The 16,097-nt window shown below is 46.8% G+C and carries 16 protein-coding genes; 11 read left to right on the top strand and 5 right to left on the bottom strand.

Annotated features, from left to right (window positions below):
* Nucleotides 1-198: hypothetical protein (locus ACIFQN_RS02665; RefSeq protein ID WP_429831476.1), on the top strand; the 198-nt coding region annotated here is incomplete at its 5' end.
* A 34-nt stretch (nt 199-232) separates the two neighbouring features.
* Nucleotides 233-1,072 carry a DUF2785 domain-containing protein gene (locus ACIFQN_RS02660; protein ID WP_429831475.1) on the top strand — a complete coding sequence of 280 codons (840 nt, stop codon included), beginning with the start codon at nt 233-235 and terminating at the stop codon, nt 1,070-1,072.
* Nucleotides 1,073-1,209: 137 nt separating this feature from the next.
* On the opposite strand, the gene ACIFQN_RS02655 is transcribed toward ACIFQN_RS02660, so the two are convergent.
* The gene (locus ACIFQN_RS02655) at nt 1,210-1,662 is read right to left on the bottom strand and encodes a MarR family winged helix-turn-helix transcriptional regulator (protein ID WP_429831474.1); all 453 of its coding nucleotides are present in this window, start codon (nt 1,660-1,662) and stop codon (nt 1,210-1,212) included.
* A gap of 294 nt (nt 1,663-1,956) precedes the next feature.
* On the opposite strand from ACIFQN_RS02655, the gene ACIFQN_RS02650 reads away from it, so the two are divergent.
* From ACIFQN_RS02650 to ACIFQN_RS02630, 5 genes are all read left to right on the top strand, one after another.
* Nucleotides 1,957-3,180 carry a MalY/PatB family protein gene (locus ACIFQN_RS02650; protein ID WP_429831473.1) on the top strand — a complete coding sequence of 408 codons (1,224 nt, stop codon included), beginning with the start codon at nt 1,957-1,959 and terminating at the stop codon, nt 3,178-3,180.
* Nucleotides 3,177-4,454 carry an amidohydrolase gene (locus ACIFQN_RS02645; RefSeq protein ID WP_429831472.1) on the top strand — a complete coding sequence of 426 codons (1,278 nt, stop codon included), beginning with the start codon at nt 3,177-3,179 and terminating at the stop codon, nt 4,452-4,454. The genes ACIFQN_RS02650 and ACIFQN_RS02645 overlap by 4 nt, the downstream gene beginning before the upstream one ends.
* Before the next feature lie 74 nt (nt 4,455-4,528).
* Nucleotides 4,529-4,735 carry a DUF3311 domain-containing protein gene (locus ACIFQN_RS02640; protein WP_429831482.1) on the top strand — a complete coding sequence of 69 codons (207 nt, stop codon included), beginning with the start codon at nt 4,529-4,531 and terminating at the stop codon, nt 4,733-4,735.
* Nucleotides 4,735-6,207, top strand: a complete 1,473-nt coding sequence (locus ACIFQN_RS02635) for a sodium:solute symporter family protein (protein WP_429831471.1) — start codon at nt 4,735-4,737, stop codon at nt 6,205-6,207. The genes ACIFQN_RS02640 and ACIFQN_RS02635 overlap by 1 nt, the downstream gene beginning before the upstream one ends.
* A 16-nt stretch (nt 6,208-6,223) precedes the next feature.
* Nucleotides 6,224-6,880: a carboxymuconolactone decarboxylase family protein gene (locus ACIFQN_RS02630; RefSeq protein ID WP_429831470.1), complete on the top strand. Its 657-nt coding sequence runs from the start codon at nt 6,224-6,226 to the stop codon at nt 6,878-6,880.
* Nucleotides 6,881-6,946: 66 nt separating this feature from the next.
* On the opposite strand, the gene ACIFQN_RS02625 is transcribed toward ACIFQN_RS02630, so the two are convergent.
* Both ACIFQN_RS02625 and ACIFQN_RS02620 read right to left on the bottom strand, forming a co-directional pair.
* A complete protein-coding gene (locus ACIFQN_RS02625) occupies nt 6,947-8,599 on the bottom strand; it encodes an MDR family MFS transporter (RefSeq protein WP_429831469.1) in 1,653 nt (550 codons plus the stop codon).
* Nucleotides 8,596-9,045: a MarR family winged helix-turn-helix transcriptional regulator gene (locus ACIFQN_RS02620; protein ID WP_429831468.1), complete on the bottom strand. Its 450-nt coding sequence runs from the start codon at nt 9,043-9,045 to the stop codon at nt 8,596-8,598. The genes ACIFQN_RS02625 and ACIFQN_RS02620 overlap by 4 nt, the downstream gene beginning before the upstream one ends.
* A gap of 230 nt (nt 9,046-9,275) precedes the next feature.
* On the opposite strand from ACIFQN_RS02620, the gene ACIFQN_RS02615 reads away from it, so the two are divergent.
* Nucleotides 9,276-11,024 carry an amidohydrolase gene (locus tag ACIFQN_RS02615; RefSeq protein WP_429831467.1) on the top strand — a complete coding sequence of 583 codons (1,749 nt, stop codon included), beginning with the start codon at nt 9,276-9,278 and terminating at the stop codon, nt 11,022-11,024.
* A 166-nt stretch (nt 11,025-11,190) separates the two neighbouring features.
* A complete protein-coding gene (locus ACIFQN_RS02610) occupies nt 11,191-11,868 on the top strand; it encodes an MBL fold metallo-hydrolase (protein ID WP_429831466.1) in 678 nt (225 codons plus the stop codon).
* Between the two features lie 99 nt (nt 11,869-11,967).
* Here the strand turns inward: ACIFQN_RS02610 and ACIFQN_RS02605 are convergent, their stop codons facing one another.
* Nucleotides 11,968-12,378 (bottom strand): type II toxin-antitoxin system PemK/MazF family toxin, encoded by a 411-nt coding sequence (locus ACIFQN_RS02605; RefSeq protein ID WP_429831465.1) that lies wholly within the window; start codon nt 12,376-12,378, stop codon nt 11,968-11,970.
* The gene (locus ACIFQN_RS02600) at nt 12,378-12,551 is read right to left on the bottom strand and encodes a hypothetical protein (RefSeq protein WP_429831464.1); all 174 of its coding nucleotides are present in this window, start codon (nt 12,549-12,551) and stop codon (nt 12,378-12,380) included. Before ACIFQN_RS02600 ends, ACIFQN_RS02605 begins: the two co-directional genes overlap by 1 nt.
* A gap of 841 nt (nt 12,552-13,392) precedes the next feature.
* Between ACIFQN_RS02600 and ACIFQN_RS02595 the strand changes: the two genes are divergently transcribed.
* Complete coding sequence (locus tag ACIFQN_RS02595) at nt 13,393-14,160, top strand: ABC transporter ATP-binding protein (RefSeq protein WP_429831463.1); 768 nt, start codon at nt 13,393-13,395, stop codon at nt 14,158-14,160.
* 12 nt (nt 14,161-14,172) lie between these two features.
* The gene (locus ACIFQN_RS02590; protein WP_429831462.1) at nt 14,173-16,053 is read left to right on the top strand and encodes an ABC transporter permease; all 1,881 of its coding nucleotides are present in this window, start codon (nt 14,173-14,175) and stop codon (nt 16,051-16,053) included.
* The last annotated feature ends 44 nt before the right edge of the window (nt 16,054-16,097 follow it).

Genomic DNA, 16,097 nt, shown 5'->3' with positions numbered 1-16,097 from the left:
GTGGTAACTTTCATTTTACAAGAAGAGACGATTTTTTTGTGCTTATCTTTGAAAAAAGGGGCTCAAGGAAGTCAGTCAAAACCGACTTTCTGGACAGCCCCATTTTGTTTTATAGTTGGGGGTAATGGGCGAGCAAGGTCAGGATTACTGAGCAAAGCGGGCATTATATTCATCACGATGAACCGGAAATTGTGCTAGAGGAGATTACAATCATGCTGAAGGAGATGAAAAAGTGAGCGATACACGGACAACATTCATACAGGACCTGCAAAGGATCGAAGAGGAGCATTATCAGCTTCGTGTAGGGGAGCAGTTACAGGATTTCGTCACTCTGATGCTGCAATACATCGGCGATCCGCAGCCGGAACTACGGGATGATCTGATCTATCCGGCATTTTATCAATGGATTCGGGAAGAAAACCGGTTTACGGAAGCGGAATTGCGCAGTCTTTTGGCTGTTCTGACCGATGAGGAGCATTTGTTCTACCAGATCGGCAGCGAGGGTGACGAGTCTGTATTTACGAGGACGTTCTCTGTCCTGCCCATCGCTTTGATTATGTGGCGCCACCGAGAGCAGCCTTTTCTGGATCACGCTGATTTCTTGCACCTGAAGCATTCCCTGCTTCGCTATTATAAAGAAGAGAAGGATTTGCGCGGTTATCTGTCCGAAAGCGGTTGGGCTCACAGTGCTGCCCACGGTGCGGATGCTTTAGACGAGCTGGTGCAGTGCTGTAAGAGCGATGCAGCATTGCAGCTGGATGTGCTTGCTGCTATTGTGGGGATGCTGCATAATGGGCAGCACATTTTTAGCGAAGAAGAAGATGAACGGATCGCCACTATCGTGGACACCATGATTGACAAAGACCTGCTTCCAGAGCAGGAGATTGCTAACTGGATTAGCGACCTGGCCCAATGCAACGACTGGCCAAGAAGCCGTGGTCAGGTGATCGCCCGGGTGAACAGCAAAAATTTTCTGCGCAGCCTCTATTTCAGAAAAAGACAGGACAATCGCAGGAAAGACCTAGTCGCTGTCATACTTGCCGCCGAGGCTGATCTGAACAAGTTCATCTGATGAATAAGGAAAGCCAGTCTCTAACACGATGTTTTGTGTTGTGACTGGCGTTTTTTCATGAAATGATTTAAAAGAAACTTGGAGAAAACCCAAGGCTGGTTTCCTCTCCTCCACTACAGCCTGCGCATAAGACTCCCCTACCTAATCTTAGCACCCTGAATAATCGTAGAGGATATTTGGATGTATGTATGGAAGTCTTCTGTTGAAAACTTGTCCAGTTTGCTGAGAAATCTGCCATACTCCATTTTATCCAGCTCTCTGTGGAACTCATAAACGGTTTTTCCCTTTTCCGTTAGCGCGATGATGACTTCGCGGTTATCGAGGGGGTTCTTTTGTTTGACGACCAGATCCTTCTTGATGAGCTTATCCACCATCTGGGAGATGGCACCTTTGGTTTTGTTTGTAAGTTTGGAGAGTTCTGAAGTTGTGGTTTGAACTTTATTCCCAATGAGATTGATCGTATGTGCTTCCACCATATAAAGCTCGTCTTCGGTACCATATTTCCGTGGTACGCTCTCATACGAGCTTATTTTTCGTGAAAGCTCGTAGATTGTTTCCATCAACTCGAAAAAAACTTCTTCTCTGGTCATTTTTTCTCCTTTTGATTTTCTTCTGCTTACCTTATATGTAGGACTTTCAATCGTTTTCGGATAGCAATTACTCGTATTATAGCATATCCTGTTGAAGCGAAATCTACCACTGGAAGTCCAGCACTAGGTGAACATTTTTCCCTGATCTAGCGGGGATTGGAACTGTTTTTATAATATTCAAAAATTATTGACGGTAAATGTTTTAGGTGCTAAACTAATTTCAACTTCCGGATGTGTAAGCGCTATCAATTCTTGGTGATTGTACCAACCAAAAACAGAAAGGAAGAGGAGCGGGTGAAGTACAACTTTGACGAAGTCGTAAACCGCAGAAACACCTATTCATTGAAATGGGATGGCGAGTCATTAATCAAAGAGATGGGCTTTACAAAAAGGTACGATGAAGAAACGATACCTCTCTTTACAGCAGACATGGATTTGCCGGTGCCGCAACCATTAATAGATGCCTTGCATAAAACAGTGGATCATCGCATCTATGGATATTCCGTTTTTCCTGATGAGTATTATGAAGCCATCTTGTATTGGTTTAAAAAACGGCATGATTGGGAGATCAAAAAGGAGGAGATTGTATACAGTCCGGGAACTGTCCATGCACTCCATGCAGCTGTGAGAGCATTTACAGAGCAGGGTGACGGAATCATCATCCAGCGTCCTGTGTATCCGCCGTTTACATCAGTGATCGAAGGAAATGGAAGACGAGTCGTAAACAATGCGCTTACTTGTGACAGCAATGGCTATTATGCCATAGACTTCGCAGATTTTGAGGCGAAAGCCAAAGACGAGAGCACCAAAATGTTCATCCTATGTAATCCGCATAATCCGACCGGGAGAATTTTTACGAGCGAAGAACTGCAAAAGTTGGCTGACATTTGTGCAAGAAACAAAGTCCTGATTATTGCAGATGAAATTCACGGCGACTTAATTAGACAGGATCAAACATTTGTTCCAATCGCAAAAGCTGTAGACGATGCAAAGCAGATTATCACATGTACAGCTATCAACAAAACCTTTAATACAGCAGGTCTTCACTGTACGAATGTAATCATTCCAAACCCGGAGAACAGAGACAGATTCAAGCAAGAAATAGGCATGAACTTGCCATCGCCCTTCACCATCGCAGCCTTGATCGCTGTTTACCGGGAGGGAGAGGAGTGGCTGGAACAGGCAAAAGCATATATAGACGACACCATGGCATATGTGAAAAGCTTTTTGGCAGAGCGAATGCCAAAAGTAAAGGTGAGAATTTCAGAAGGAACGTACGTCATGTGGATGGACTTCAGCGGCTATGGCTTGTCCCCGGAAGACGTACACGAGCGGATTTATCACAAAGCGAATGTGATCTTAGAAGACGGGAGCATGTTTGGCGAAGAAGGTTTGCCTTACCAAAGAATTTGCATCCCATCTCCAAGACCTATCATCACGGAAGCGTTGGAGAGAATCGTAAAAGAATTTGAAGACGTCAATCACCTCAATTCTCCAAAGGAGGAGTGCGCCCGATGAAAGCGGCAGATTTTGTATTAGATGCCCTTGAAGCTGCGAAGCAAGTAGAAGAATATGTGATCCATCTGCGTAGGGATTTGCATATGCACCCTGAGATCAGCATGCAAGAAGTACGAACCATGAAGGTAGTGGCCGAAGAATTGGAGAGAATGGGGATCCCTTATGAGATGGTTCCGGAGGGCGGCATTATAGGCATCATTGAAGGAGAACAAGCAGGGAAATCGATCATTTTACGGGCCGACCTGGATGCGCTTCCCATGCAGGAAGAGGAGACGAATGTAAAGGGAAAGAAAATCGTCGTCTCCCAAAATGACCAAGCAGCACATACATGTGGTCATGATGGACACACTGCCATGCTTCTAGGTGCAGCGAAAATATTGTCCCAAAACAAAGACAAGGTAAAAGGAAAAGTCATTTTGGCTTTTGAGCAAGGGGAAGAGATTGGGAGGGGCATCTATGCGATCGTGAACAGGCTGCTGGAGATCGGTGCCGATGGGGTTTGGGGCATCCATCTAAAATCGGATATACCCGCAGGTAAACTGTCAGTCGATGCTGGGCCGAGAATGGCGAGCGGCTTTGCTTTTCACGCCGAGATCCATGGGAAGAGTGGACATGGCTCAAGACCCGATTTAGCCGTCTCCCCGCTGGATTGCTTTACTGATTTCTACACTCATCTAAAAGCCATGCGGTTAACTTCACTAGATCCATTTAAAACGGTCACATATTCCATCGGCAGTATTCGTGCAGGGTCTGCCGCCAATGTCATACCCGATACACTGGAGTTTAGCGGTACCGTTCGCTATTTGCAATATGAGCAAGGGTTGATGGCAGAGAAAGAATTCAAACGAATTTTGGAAAAAACATGTGACCTGCATCAATGTACGTATCAGTATTTGATAGAGCCCAAAGCCGTCGATTTACTGGTTTACAATCAAACGGACTGTGCCGTAATCGCTGCGGATGCCGTTGAAAAATCAATGGGGAAAAAGGCGCTTTATCCGTACCCGGCGTGGATGGCATCAGAACCATTTGCCTTTTATCAAAAATATTTCCCAGGAGTATTTGCCTTTGTCGGTATCGAAAACCATGAGAAGGGAACAGGAGCAGAACACCACAATGCTCATTTTGATCTCGATGAAGACGTTTTAAAGCTGGGGGTTGCGGCGACTGTTCAATACACGATCGATTTTCTTTGCAGCGAGAACGAAATTGATTTTACTCCAGAACAAAAAAGCATGAAAGAGCTATTCAAAGAATTGGGATACGGTCAATAAAAGCAGCACACGAAAGGTGAAAGAGAGAAAATCTTCGGTATACGTAAAGTCCAAAAGTAAAGAGGAGAGATTTTATAACGCGTAAAGGAATTTGTTACTTACTGTCACTAATCGCCTATTTTGGAATGCCGATAGGGGTGGTGTTTATTGATAGTGCAAAACCCTATGTGCTAGGACTGCCGTTTTTGCTGTTCTGGATGGTTTTATGGATCTTGCTCGGAAGCGCGCTCATGATGGTGGTTCACCGACTGAATCCGGATGCTCATGGGGAGGTGGAATAATGGCCATTTCCATTGGAATCATCACCTTTTTCTTGATTTTCTCCCTCATACTCGGGATTATGGCGCGCAAAGGAAAAGACATGAGCCTGGAGCAGTGGAGCGTAGGCGGTCGCGGGTTTGGCACGATTTTTATCTTTTTGCTGATGGCAGGGGAAATTTATACGACCAATGCTTTCCTTGGAATAAGCGGCTGGATTTACGGGAAGGGCGGAGCCGCATTTTTCAATATAACCATGCTCAACTTTATCATTGCCTACTGGCTAACACCGAAAATATGGCGTTATGGAAAAAAGCATCAGCTCTTATCCCAATCTGATTTTTTTACCAAGGCTTACAATAGCAAAGGGCTGGGGATTTTAGTAGCGGTTGTCGGGTTAATTGCTCTCATTCCGTATTTGGTCATTCAATTAAAAGGGTTGGGGATTATCGTTTCGGAGGCTTCTTATGGAGCGATTGATCCGAAAATAACGATATGGTTGGGAACGGTCGCGATGATCGTGTATGTGATGATCTCAGGAATACATGGTTCGGCGTGGACAGCCGTGATCAAAGACATCCTCATTTTAGGAGTCGTCCTCTTCTTGGGCATTTATTTACCGATTCATTATTATGGTGGCATTCAGCCGATGTGGGAAGCGATAGAAGCAGCGAAACCAGGATTTTTATCCTTGCCTGAGAGAGGCTTCAGCGCTTCATGGTACATTTCAAGCATCATGCTGACATCGCTTGGCTTCTATATGTGGCCGCACACATTCGTGGCCGTTTATTCGGCAAAAAGCGGCAATGCGCTCAGAAAGAATGCGATTATGCTCCCTATCTACGCCCTGTTCATTTTGTTCGTCCTGTTTTCAGGAGCCGCAGCCATCTTGCAGGTCCCAGGTCTCACTGGGGGCAATGTGGATTTAGCTCTGTTTAAAATTTCGACGCAAACCTTTAATCCTGTCATCGTAGGATTCATAGGTGCAGCGGGGCTGTTAACGGCTATTGTTCCGGGCTCATTGATCTTGATGTCAGCGGCAACTCTGTTTGCGAAAAATATATTCAAGGTCGTAAAACCAGACGCTACAGATAAACAAATTGGCATGGTCGCGAGGTACATGGTTCCCGTATTTGCTCTTGTCGCTCTATACAATACCTTCAGTGGCGGTGCAGCCATCACGTTGCTTTTTTTAATGGGGTATGGCCTCGTGACCCAATTCGCTCCGGCGGTCGTTTGTCACTTCATGAAAAAGAATCCGCTGACCAAACAAGGGGTTGCTGCAGGCATTATTGCCGGGGTGATCATCGTAGGCTGGCAGGCGATTACGGGGGCCAGTATGAGCTCGTTGTTCCCGAGCTTCCCGCCTGCGATTCAGGATATCAATATTGGCTTCATCGCACTTGGCGTCAATATTATGGTGAGCCTTGTTGTAAGTGTCATTACGCAAAAAAATGTAACCGTGGTAGGGAATCCTGTAGAAAAAATATCGTAACGAGGAGGCTTATCTAATGCCAAACGATAGCTTGTACCAAAAATCGTATATTCGCCGATTGCCAGAGCTGGGGAAGCTGGCTCCAGATGCATTTCAGGCATTTATGGGCTTTAACAAAGCGGCTTTGGCTGAGGGAAACATCCCCAAAAAGACGAAAGAATTGATCGCTGTGGCAGTTGCGCATGTCACTGGATGTCCGTATTGCATCGAGCTGCATGTATCCGATGCGAGAAAATTAGAAGCCTCGAAGGAAGAAATCATGGAAGCCGTCATGGTAGCGACAGCACTCAAAGCCGGCTCTGCTTTGGCGCATGGGCTAAACGCCTTGAATGCGTACGATAAAACGGAGGATGAGGGGCTTTACAAAAGATCCAATTTGGCCCGATTCAAGGAGTTTCAAGAAATAGATCCATCCACTTTTCAAGCGTTCAATGCTTTTGATCGGGAAGCGCTGAAAGCCGGATTACTCAGCAGAAAAGAAAAGGAACTGATCGCGGTAGCTGTCGCGCACGTAACAGGCTGCGCCTACTGCATTGAGGTTCACACAAAAAAAGCAAAGCAATTGGGCATGACATTGGAGGAACTGGCAGAAGCAATTTTTGTAGCGACTGCACTCAAAGCGGGCTCAGCCCTTGCCCATAGCGTGAATGCATTGAATGCGTATGACGCGTAATCGCATTGAACGGTGATTAAAAAAGGGGGCTGCACAATTGCAGTCCCCTTCGCCTATTTCTATCGGTTATGCTCCTGCCTCCTGTGTACTCTTCCAATCAGACTGACCATCTTTTTTACTCTCTTCAGTCTCTGCTTCCTTTTTTCCCGAACGCAATGGAATTTCTTTCAGGAACAGCGCAATCACAACAGCAAAACCTGCGACGATGGCACCTGTCAAAAAGGTGGTCGTGATACCGTAGCTCATCGCTTCCCGAATCATATCAAGCATGTGCGTAAACAAGGCTTGTGATTCTGGAGGCAAGCTACCCAGCGCTGCTTCGATTTTTGGCTGATCCAACAAGTTCTGCGGATTGGAGAAGAGGGCCAGCTTTTCTGCTAGAGCAGGATCGGTTGGTACAGACGCTGCGCCTTGGCCGATCGCCGATGACAGTTGCGTCATTTTTGTAGTCATGCTTGCGCTCATGACGCTTCCCATGACAGCAATCCCAATCGTTCCGCCTAGGTTACGGAAGAGCTGCGAGGTTGCCGTTGCCACACCTAATTGCTGAGGTGTAACCGCATTTTGTACGGTCAAAGAGAAGACTGGCATGGAAATTCCCATTCCCAAGCCGAGAATGATCATGTACAGCACGAGCAAATAAATCGGTGTGGATGGAACCATGAAATACATCAGTACCATCCCGAGGGCCATCACCAGCAAGCCACCTACGGCCATCTTTTTATACTTGCCTGTCTTGGTGATGATCTGGCCCGACAAGGCAGAGGTAACCAGCATCGCGATCGACATCGGCATGGCTACATAGCCGGCCATCGTTGGAGAGATTCCTTTGACCCCTTGGACAAAGAATGGGACGTAAATGATCGCTCCCATCATTCCTGCATTGAGGAAGAATCCGACCAGATTGGACACGGTAAAGATGCTGTTTTTAAACAAGCCAAGCGGCATTACTGGCGTTTTTACTTTGGTTTCTACCCAGATAAAGGTGAGCAGGGACACTGCAGTAATGGCAAGCAGCCCAATGATTTGCCATGAGCCCCACGCATATTTGTTCGCGCCCTCTCCCGCCCACGAAAAGGCGAGCAGCATCGGAACAATGGTCGTTGTCAAAAAGAGGGAGCCCCAGTAATCGACTGTTTCTCCTTTCCTTTTTTCAACCTGTGGGAAATTGAACAAAATTAATAGGAAAGCGATCACGCCGATCGGCAAGAAGATCCAGAACACCCAATGCCAATCCAGATGGTCGACAATGTACCCACCCAAGAGAGGTCCGGCCACACTGGATACCCCGAAGACCGCACTCATAATCCCGGTCCATTTGGCCCGTTCACGCGGTTCATACAAATCACCCATGGCGGTAAAGGCAGTGGACATGATGATCCCGGCGCCTGCACCTTGAATTGCGCGATAGCTGATCAATTGAAAAATATCTGTTGAAAAACCGGATAACAATGCGCCAAGACTAAACAATCCAATCCCTGCCAGGATAAATGGCTTTCTTCCGTAAATATCGGAGAGCTTACCCACCAATACTGACGCGACAGTCGAAGTCAGCAAATAGATCGTAATGGCCCACGAATAATAATCCATGCCTCCCAGCTTCGCAATGATGCGCGGCATTGCCACCCCGATGATAGTCTGGTTGATTGCGGAAAAAAACATCGAGGTGATAATCGCAATCATGATGGTAATTTTCCGCTTTTCCGTAAGGTTGGTCATTCTTTGTTCTCCTCTCTTCGTTGGTCAATATTTTTGAGCACCTGTTGATAGATGCGCACCAAGTGATGGATGTCTTCCTCGGACAGTCCGACAAAAAATTGTTCGATGGTGCGCCCCAGCTCGGCCTGATACTTTAGCAAAAGCTCTCGTCCCTGATCAGTGATCTCCAGCTGAACCACTCTGCGATCGGTATGATCACGATTTCTGATTGCATAACCGCCCGCGATTAATTTATCGGAAAGACTGGTTACGGCTCCTGGTGTAATACCCAGTCGCTCCGCTATGGAAGATACCTTTTGAGGTCCGTTCACATCGAGGATGCGCAAAATCAAAGATTGTGATCCCGATACGAGCGGGTCCAAACGTTTATGCCACTGTGCCGACACTTTTCTTTGTACGTGAATATACAGCTCTTCAAAATCCGTTAAGCTGCGTTTATTTGGCATGCTATCGTATCTCCTTTTTATTTTTGTTGATAAATAATACATGTAATTAAATATTAACCAGATGAAACATTATCGAGTATACAACGAAATAGTTTTACAGTCAAACTATTTTAATCTGTGTTTTCGCTGTGAGATCCCAGACTCTTTTGTGGAATTTTCAGATTTGCGATGCTACAATCTAATCTGTTGTATTTTTTTCATCTTAGAGAATGAGATAGGTGGGGATTTTTTTGTTCGGTAAAAAATGGACCAGTGCCTTACTTGTCACTGCATTGATGAGTCCTTTGTCTGCGTTTGCCCAAGGGACAACTCAGGCAGCGGGACCAGCGCCTGGACAAGCAGTAGCAGCAGACCTGGTATTATCCAACGGCGCCGTGTACACGGTAGACAGAAACAGAAACTGGGCGCAGGCTGTGGCTATTCGCGGCGACCAGATCGTTTATGTCGGCAGTGACGAGGGAGCCAAAAAGTACATAGGCAAAAACACCAAGGTAACAGATTTAAAAGGAGAAATGGTGCTGCCAGGCTTTATCGACAGCCATACGCACGCGAGCAAGACGACCGGATTGATCTACTCCATCGACTTGTTTGATGCCAGCTCGATCGATGAGTATGTAGCAATCATCCAGACTTTCGCAGGTGAGCACCCAGAGGAGAAATCTTTCCAGGGGCGGGGCTGGAGCAATCCAGTAGCACCAGGGATTGGACCGCGTAAAGAAGTGCTGGACAAAATTACTGCCACTACTCCGATTGCCCTGACCTCTGACGATGGTCATTCTCTGTGGGTAAACTCAGCGGCATTGCATCTGGCTGGAATCACCAAGGATACGAAGAACCCTGAGGGCGGAATTATTGAGCGCGATCCCAAAACAGGAGAACCATCTGGAACACTGCGTGAAAAGGCAATGGACCTCGTCCTGAAAAAAATCGGCGGTTATACGATGCAGCAATATAAATCCGGGATTGAAGAGTATCAGCACAAAGCGGCAGAGCGTGGGGTAACAACCGTGCGTGACCCGGATATGATGCGCTATCCGAATGTACTCGAGGCGTATGAAGAGCTGGCAAAAGAAAACAAACTGACCATTCGTTTCCGCAATGCGATTACGGCTAATCCGGACAACGGACCTGAGCAAATAGCAGAATTCGTGAAAATCAGAGAGCGCAATCATAACCCGTTATTCCAAGTGAACGCTGTCAAAATCTTTATGGATGGTGTCATTGAGGGAGCAACTGCGTATTTGGAGAAACCGTATGAGCATAAACACACCAATGGAGAATTGATTTGGAAACCAGACGTATACAAAAAGACGGCAGCCGCGGCGGATAAAGCAGGCTTCCAGCTGCATGTTCATTCGATCGGAGATGCCTCCACTCGTATTGCTTTGGACGGAATGGAGTATGCAGAAGAGCAAAATGGCAAGCACGATGCCCGCCACTCGCTCGTTCACCTGCAGTTGGTAAATAAAGAAGATATCACGCGCTTCAAGAAGCTTGGTGCTGTCGGAATCGTTCAGCCATTCTGGTTTATGCAGGAAGAAGGTTACTATGATGAGATCGAAGTGCCTTACCTCGGAAAAGAACGCGCCGAAACCGAGTACCCGATGAAAAGCTTTTTGAATCAAGGCGTACATGTAGCCTCTTCTTCTGATTATATCGTGACACCGGAATTCAATCCGTTGCACGGTATTCAACAAGGGATTACACGGATCGAGGAAGGTGAGACCGATCCTGCCAAAATTGCCAATCCAGAAGAGCGGGCCACACTGGCAGACATGATTGCGAGCTTTACCATTGACGGCGCTTACGCCAATCATGTGGATGAGATTACAGGATCAATTGAGGTAGGCAAGAAGGCAGACATCGTTGTATTGGACAAAAACTTGTTTACCATCCCGGCTACCCAAATCAAGGATGCTCAAGTAGTCCTTACCATGGTGGAGGGTAAGGAAGTGTATCTGCAGAAAGAAGCAAAGTAATTACCGAAAAATGGTCGTCGGTTGATTCGATGGCCATTTTTTTATTCAGGCGACTTCTGCTGAAAATAGGGCACCTTACGCTTGAAGAGTTTGGTAAAAGGAATTTTGCCTGTTTTTGAGGAAATAGGTGACGGTATCGATACGTTAGATGCTGGAGGTGTCCGATGTGACTTCATGGGAAGGAATCAAAGCGATCAAGCTAGAGATGGATGCAGGAGGAAATCCGTTTGTCGTTCATGCTGCAGTGCTGTGGGATGAAAGTGAGGCCATCCTAGTAGATACGGGTATCCCCGGGCAGTTGGAATTGATTCAAAAAGTGCTCGCCGAGGAAGGCATCCCTTTTGAAAAACTGAACAAAATCATCATTACCCATCAAGACCGGGATCACATCGGCAGTCTGCCTGAACTGGTCGCTGCTTCCGACGGGAACATAGAGGTCCTCGCACATGAGGCAGCCATACCGTATCTTGCCGGACAAACCCCATTGATCAAAAGCGGTACGCTCGCTCCCCCTGTGAAAGTGGATCGGGCTTTACAGGACGGGGACATTCTCCCATATTGCGGCGGAATCCAGGTCATTTTTACACCGGGCCATTCTCCGGATCATATTTCCTTGTACCATATCCCGAGCAAGACGCTGATTGCGGGTGATGCTCTCACGGCTCAAGACGGAGTGGTCATGCCGTTTAATCCAGAATTTACTCCAGAAAAAAAGGCAGCTCTGCAATCGGTAGCCAAACTGCTGGATGTAGATATTGAGATTGTGATTGCTTATCATGGTGGCGTCTGTACAGGCGGCATCAAAGAACGCTTACAAGAAATCGTAGAACATACCTCGGTATAACAAACCCAACCAGTCAAACACCTTCTCAACTGTTTGTCCTTCCTGATGTTGAAAACCGTCATGGGTTTGTCCCTTGACGGTTTTCGTCTAATCTTCGGTTCACTCATCATCTTCAGGGTATGCAATGAGTCCCATTACATTATCGACGATTTCTTCGAAAAATTCAGATTCCGGATTAACCTTGCCAATTACGGTCGCATCTCTCCTGTCCAGATCGATCGAGCTCACATTATTGATCAAGACTACGCCCTTCAGTTCCGCAAATTGGAGGTGTGAAGGTAGTAAATTTGAATGCGGAGTTTTGATTCCAGGGGGAACCGGGATTTCAAAGCTATGGCCCATCCTTTGTGTCGTTACCGGAACGGTCAGCGCCATTTTGTTCAGAGACGGATCAATGAATCCATCTGATATTACGATTGAGGCGCGATAGCCGTTTTGCTCGTGGCCTTCTGTGGGATGAAGATTGCACCACACAATGCTGCCTCGTTCGACGCTTCCTGTAATCGCCATTATTTAATCTCATCCCCCACAGAATCATCGATCAGTTCGCCTTGCGACATTTCCGGCGTGTTTTTGCCGCGCTTGGACAGATACAGCATGCGCAGCTCCCGATTGGACTTGCGCTTATGTTTGGCGGCCGGCTTCAACAAAATACCTTGTTCGGGGATCAGCTGCACTTCCACTTTCGAGCCGTCCCTAAATGGTGCGGCGCTGTTCGGACTGCGGTTCGGGAACGGAATCAGTCGCTATTCTATTTGTGGTCTCACTTTGTTTAACAGCATGCGGTGGAACGAACAGCTCACATGCAAAGCCAGCCGACAAGGGGGAGGAAGTATCTACTGAGAAAAAAATGCGCGCTTTCGAGACTTCAAAGGGAACCGTTCCAATTCCTGAAAAGCTGTTATTTGATATGCTGATCAATAGACACGAAGAAAACAAGGCGAATAAATAAGTATTATGTAAAAAACAAATAGCCCCCCTTTTGAGCAGATCGTGTGAAACCCGTGTTAATGACGGGCCCGACTCTGCTTGGAGGGGGTTTTTCAGGTTTCAATCCCCCATGTTCAACTTACTATTTTCCCACAGTCATGCTCCCAACTTGATACCTTACTCTTTCGTAATGAACGAGAAACCGAGCAGCTAGTGAGAGGAAAACGGAGAAACAAGCGAAGGTCTTAGGGACACCACCCAGGCGGAGTGGAAAAAAGTGAAACACGCCTTTAAGCGTCCACCTCTGAGAAGCCTCATGAAACGGCTACTTTGGACGCGGTTTCGCTTTTTTCACGCAGACGTCCAGGAATGACCCCCAAGCGAGTGGCCCTACGAACCTGGAGCGTTTTCTCCGTTTTCCTCTTCTCCCCTACAGCCCCTCATACGCGTTCTCTACTCCCTCCAATCTTACAAAACCTTAAGCAAACTGTAAGGTAGATCAATAGCTCCAACTTTGGAAACTCGTTACAGTTAGAAGCGACGAGAAACAACGAATGACAGCAGAATGCAAGGAAATGAAATGGAGGACTGAATATGAGCACAGCTGTACTGGAAGTAAAAGACGTACAGAAAATATACGGGAAAAAGGGAGAAAACCAATCCCATGCACTAAAAGGCGTTTCGTTGACCATTGATAAAGGGGAGTTCGTCGGAATCATGGGTCCGTCCGGCTCTGGAAAAACAACCTTGCTCAACGTTATTTCAACACTGGATCGTCCCACGAACGGCTTCATCCAAATCGCCGGCACGAACATTACCCAAATGAAACAAAACCAGCTGGCAGACTTCCGATCGCAAAAGCTGGGATTCATTTTTCAAGATTTCAACCTGCTAGAGAACTTGTCGATCTATGAGAATATTGCATTGCCACTATCCCTTCAAGGGGTTCCCTCCAAAGAGATTGCAGCCAAGGTAAAAAAGGTCGCCCAAACATTGGGGATCGAAGAGATTTTGCCAAAATATCCGGTTCAAGTCTCCGGCGGGCAAAAGCAACGGGCTGCAGCCGCACGTGCGCTGGTACACGAGCCGGCCATTCTTTTGGCGGATGAGCCGACAGGTGCGCTCGATTCCAAGAATGCGAAAAGCTTGCTCGAAACGATGACAGATTTGAACGAAAATCATCAAGTCTCGATCATGATGGTTACCCATGACGCATTCAGTGCGAGCTATTGCAAACGAATTCTCTTCATTCAGGATGGCAATCTGTACACGGAAATTCATCGGAAGCAGGATCGTCAGCAATTTTTCAAACAAATTCTGGATGTACTTGCCGAGCTTGGTGCATCTCATGATGTGCACTAGGAGGAACTACAAATGCTTGTAAAGCTATCCCTATCCAGTATGCGCAAGATGATGAAAGACTACCTGGTGCTATTGGTGGGTCTGGTCATCTCGATTTCGATCTTTTACATGTTTCAAACATTGGCGCTCAATGGAGACTTCACCAAAGATAACTCTGTCATCAGTTCAATACAGGTCGTTTTTAACGTTGGAGCGTTTCTGCTTGCGTTTATCACGATTTTCTATATTTTTTACGCCAACTCCTTCTTGCTCTCGCTGCGGCGCAAAGAGCTTGGCATGTACATGGTGTTAGGAGCAAAAAAGGGCAAGATCAGCCAGATTCTCTTTTTCGAGACCTTGATGATGGGAATCGTCTCCTTGATTGTCGGAACGATTGTCGGGATTGGCTTGTCGAGTGGTATCGGGAAGATTTTGATGAATTTGCTGGAGATCTCGGCAGACGGATACTCTCCGTTTTATCTGCCATCTGTATGGATGACGTGGGGCTTCTTTCTGGTGTTATTTCTATTGACGTCCACGATCAATGCGATCCGTTTGTCCCGTGCAACAGAATTGGATCTCATCCGCGCGGAACAACAAAATGACACGATCAAAGCAAAAGGATTCGGGACGGTTCTGGTAGCACTTTTGGGCGCGGCTCTCGTCGCAGTCGGTTACTTCGCGCTGATTGAGATTAAAGTGCTGCAGGTGCTTGGTCTGATCGTAGGGGCAGGCGCTACAACGATCGGAACATATCTTTTGTTTATCTCGCTGCTGCCTGTGTTCGTCCAGGCGTTGAAACGAAATCAGAAGCTGAACGATCGCAATTTAAATGCATTTACGTTTGCGCAGCTGCGTTTTCGTGTGAACAATCTGACCAAAGTACTCGGAACGGTCGCGATGCTGATTGCTCTCGGTGTGGGAGCGATGGCAGGCGGCTTAGCTTTCCAAAAAAATGTGGATTTGATTGCGGACGTAGGGCATGTGTATGATGTTACCCTCCACGATCCAGGCGATGAAGATCATCAAGCTCTGAAAAAAATGACGGTCACCGAACAAAATACGTATCGTTACAAGGTAGATGAGGAAGCCATCACTTTCGCAAAGGATGATTTGCTGGCGCATCCACCGTTGATTTCAACCAATAGCATGGAGGCGTATACGCCGAATAAAGAGCCAAAGCGTATTACACAACCACTCCCTGGTAGTGTGTACAGCATGCGCGAAGGACGAGATGCAAAGAACGAGCAAAAGCTGGAGCAGCTTCCTGATGAATGGGATCAAGTGATCTCGCACGAGTTTATCACGAGCTACGATATGTTCAGCGGCAAGTCGATTCGCGTCGTAGATCAGGCATCATACGAGAAGCTGACGGGTACAGAACACCAGGTTGTAATCGCTAAAGTCGATGACTTTTTGAAATACAAGCAAGACCTCAAAGCAATGGATCAGCGTCAAAAGCAGCTAATCAAGCCAACCCGAGAGAAGGAAGAAGTGTATTTATCCACTAAGTACAGCACGTACGAGGCTGTTTATGCCTTTACGAGCGGTACGATGTTCATGGGCTTTTTCTTAGGAATTGCCTTTCTCGCGATGATGGCAAGCTGCCTGATGTTCAAAATTTTGTCTGGCGCCACACGTGACCGTGACCGCTACAGCATGCTGAGAAAGATTGGCGTGCGCAAGCAATTGCTGGTTAGCTCTATCTACAAAGAGCTGTTCGTCGTGTTCATCTTCCCAGCATTGATGGGACTTATGCACGTACTCGTCGGGATGCAAATGTTTTCGTTCATCCTGCTTGATCCTTACGTCAATATCTGGGTTCCGACAGTCATTTTCCTGGTGATCTATGCGCTCTACTATGTCATCACGGTCAGACTGTACCGCGGAATTGTATTGCCAAAAGAAGCGTAAATGCTGAAATCCCCCTTAAATTGGGGGATTTTTCATTTCGTCTA

The sequence above is a fragment of the Brevibacillus sp. NRS-1366 genome (assembly GCF_050467985.1).
The sequence above is the reverse complement of the archived record's forward strand: the minus strand, read 5'-3'. Positions and strand labels throughout refer to the sequence as shown.

Coding starts and splice junctions, on each gene's coding strand:
- ACIFQN_RS02605 (WP_429831465.1), bottom strand. CDS start 12,378: ATGGCGATTACAGGAAGCGTCGAACGAGGCAGCATTGTGTGGTGCAAT.
- ACIFQN_RS02645 (WP_429831472.1), top strand. CDS start 3,177: ATGAAAGCGGCAGATTTTGTATTAGATGCCCTTGAAGCTGCGAAGCAA.
- ACIFQN_RS02620 (WP_429831468.1), bottom strand. CDS start 9,045: ATGCCAAATAAACGCAGCTTAACGGATTTTGAAGAGCTGTATATTCAC.
- ACIFQN_RS02625 (WP_429831469.1), bottom strand. CDS start 8,599: ATGACCAACCTTACGGAAAAGCGGAAAATTACCATCATGATTGCGATT.
- ACIFQN_RS02590 (WP_429831462.1), top strand. CDS start 14,173: ATGCTTGTAAAGCTATCCCTATCCAGTATGCGCAAGATGATGAAAGAC.
- ACIFQN_RS02655 (WP_429831474.1), bottom strand. CDS start 1,662: ATGACCAGAGAAGAAGTTTTTTTCGAGTTGATGGAAACAATCTACGAG.
- ACIFQN_RS02635 (WP_429831471.1), top strand. CDS start 4,735: ATGGCCATTTCCATTGGAATCATCACCTTTTTCTTGATTTTCTCCCTC.
- ACIFQN_RS02630 (WP_429831470.1), top strand. CDS start 6,224: ATGCCAAACGATAGCTTGTACCAAAAATCGTATATTCGCCGATTGCCA.
- ACIFQN_RS02595 (WP_429831463.1), top strand. CDS start 13,393: ATGAGCACAGCTGTACTGGAAGTAAAAGACGTACAGAAAATATACGGG.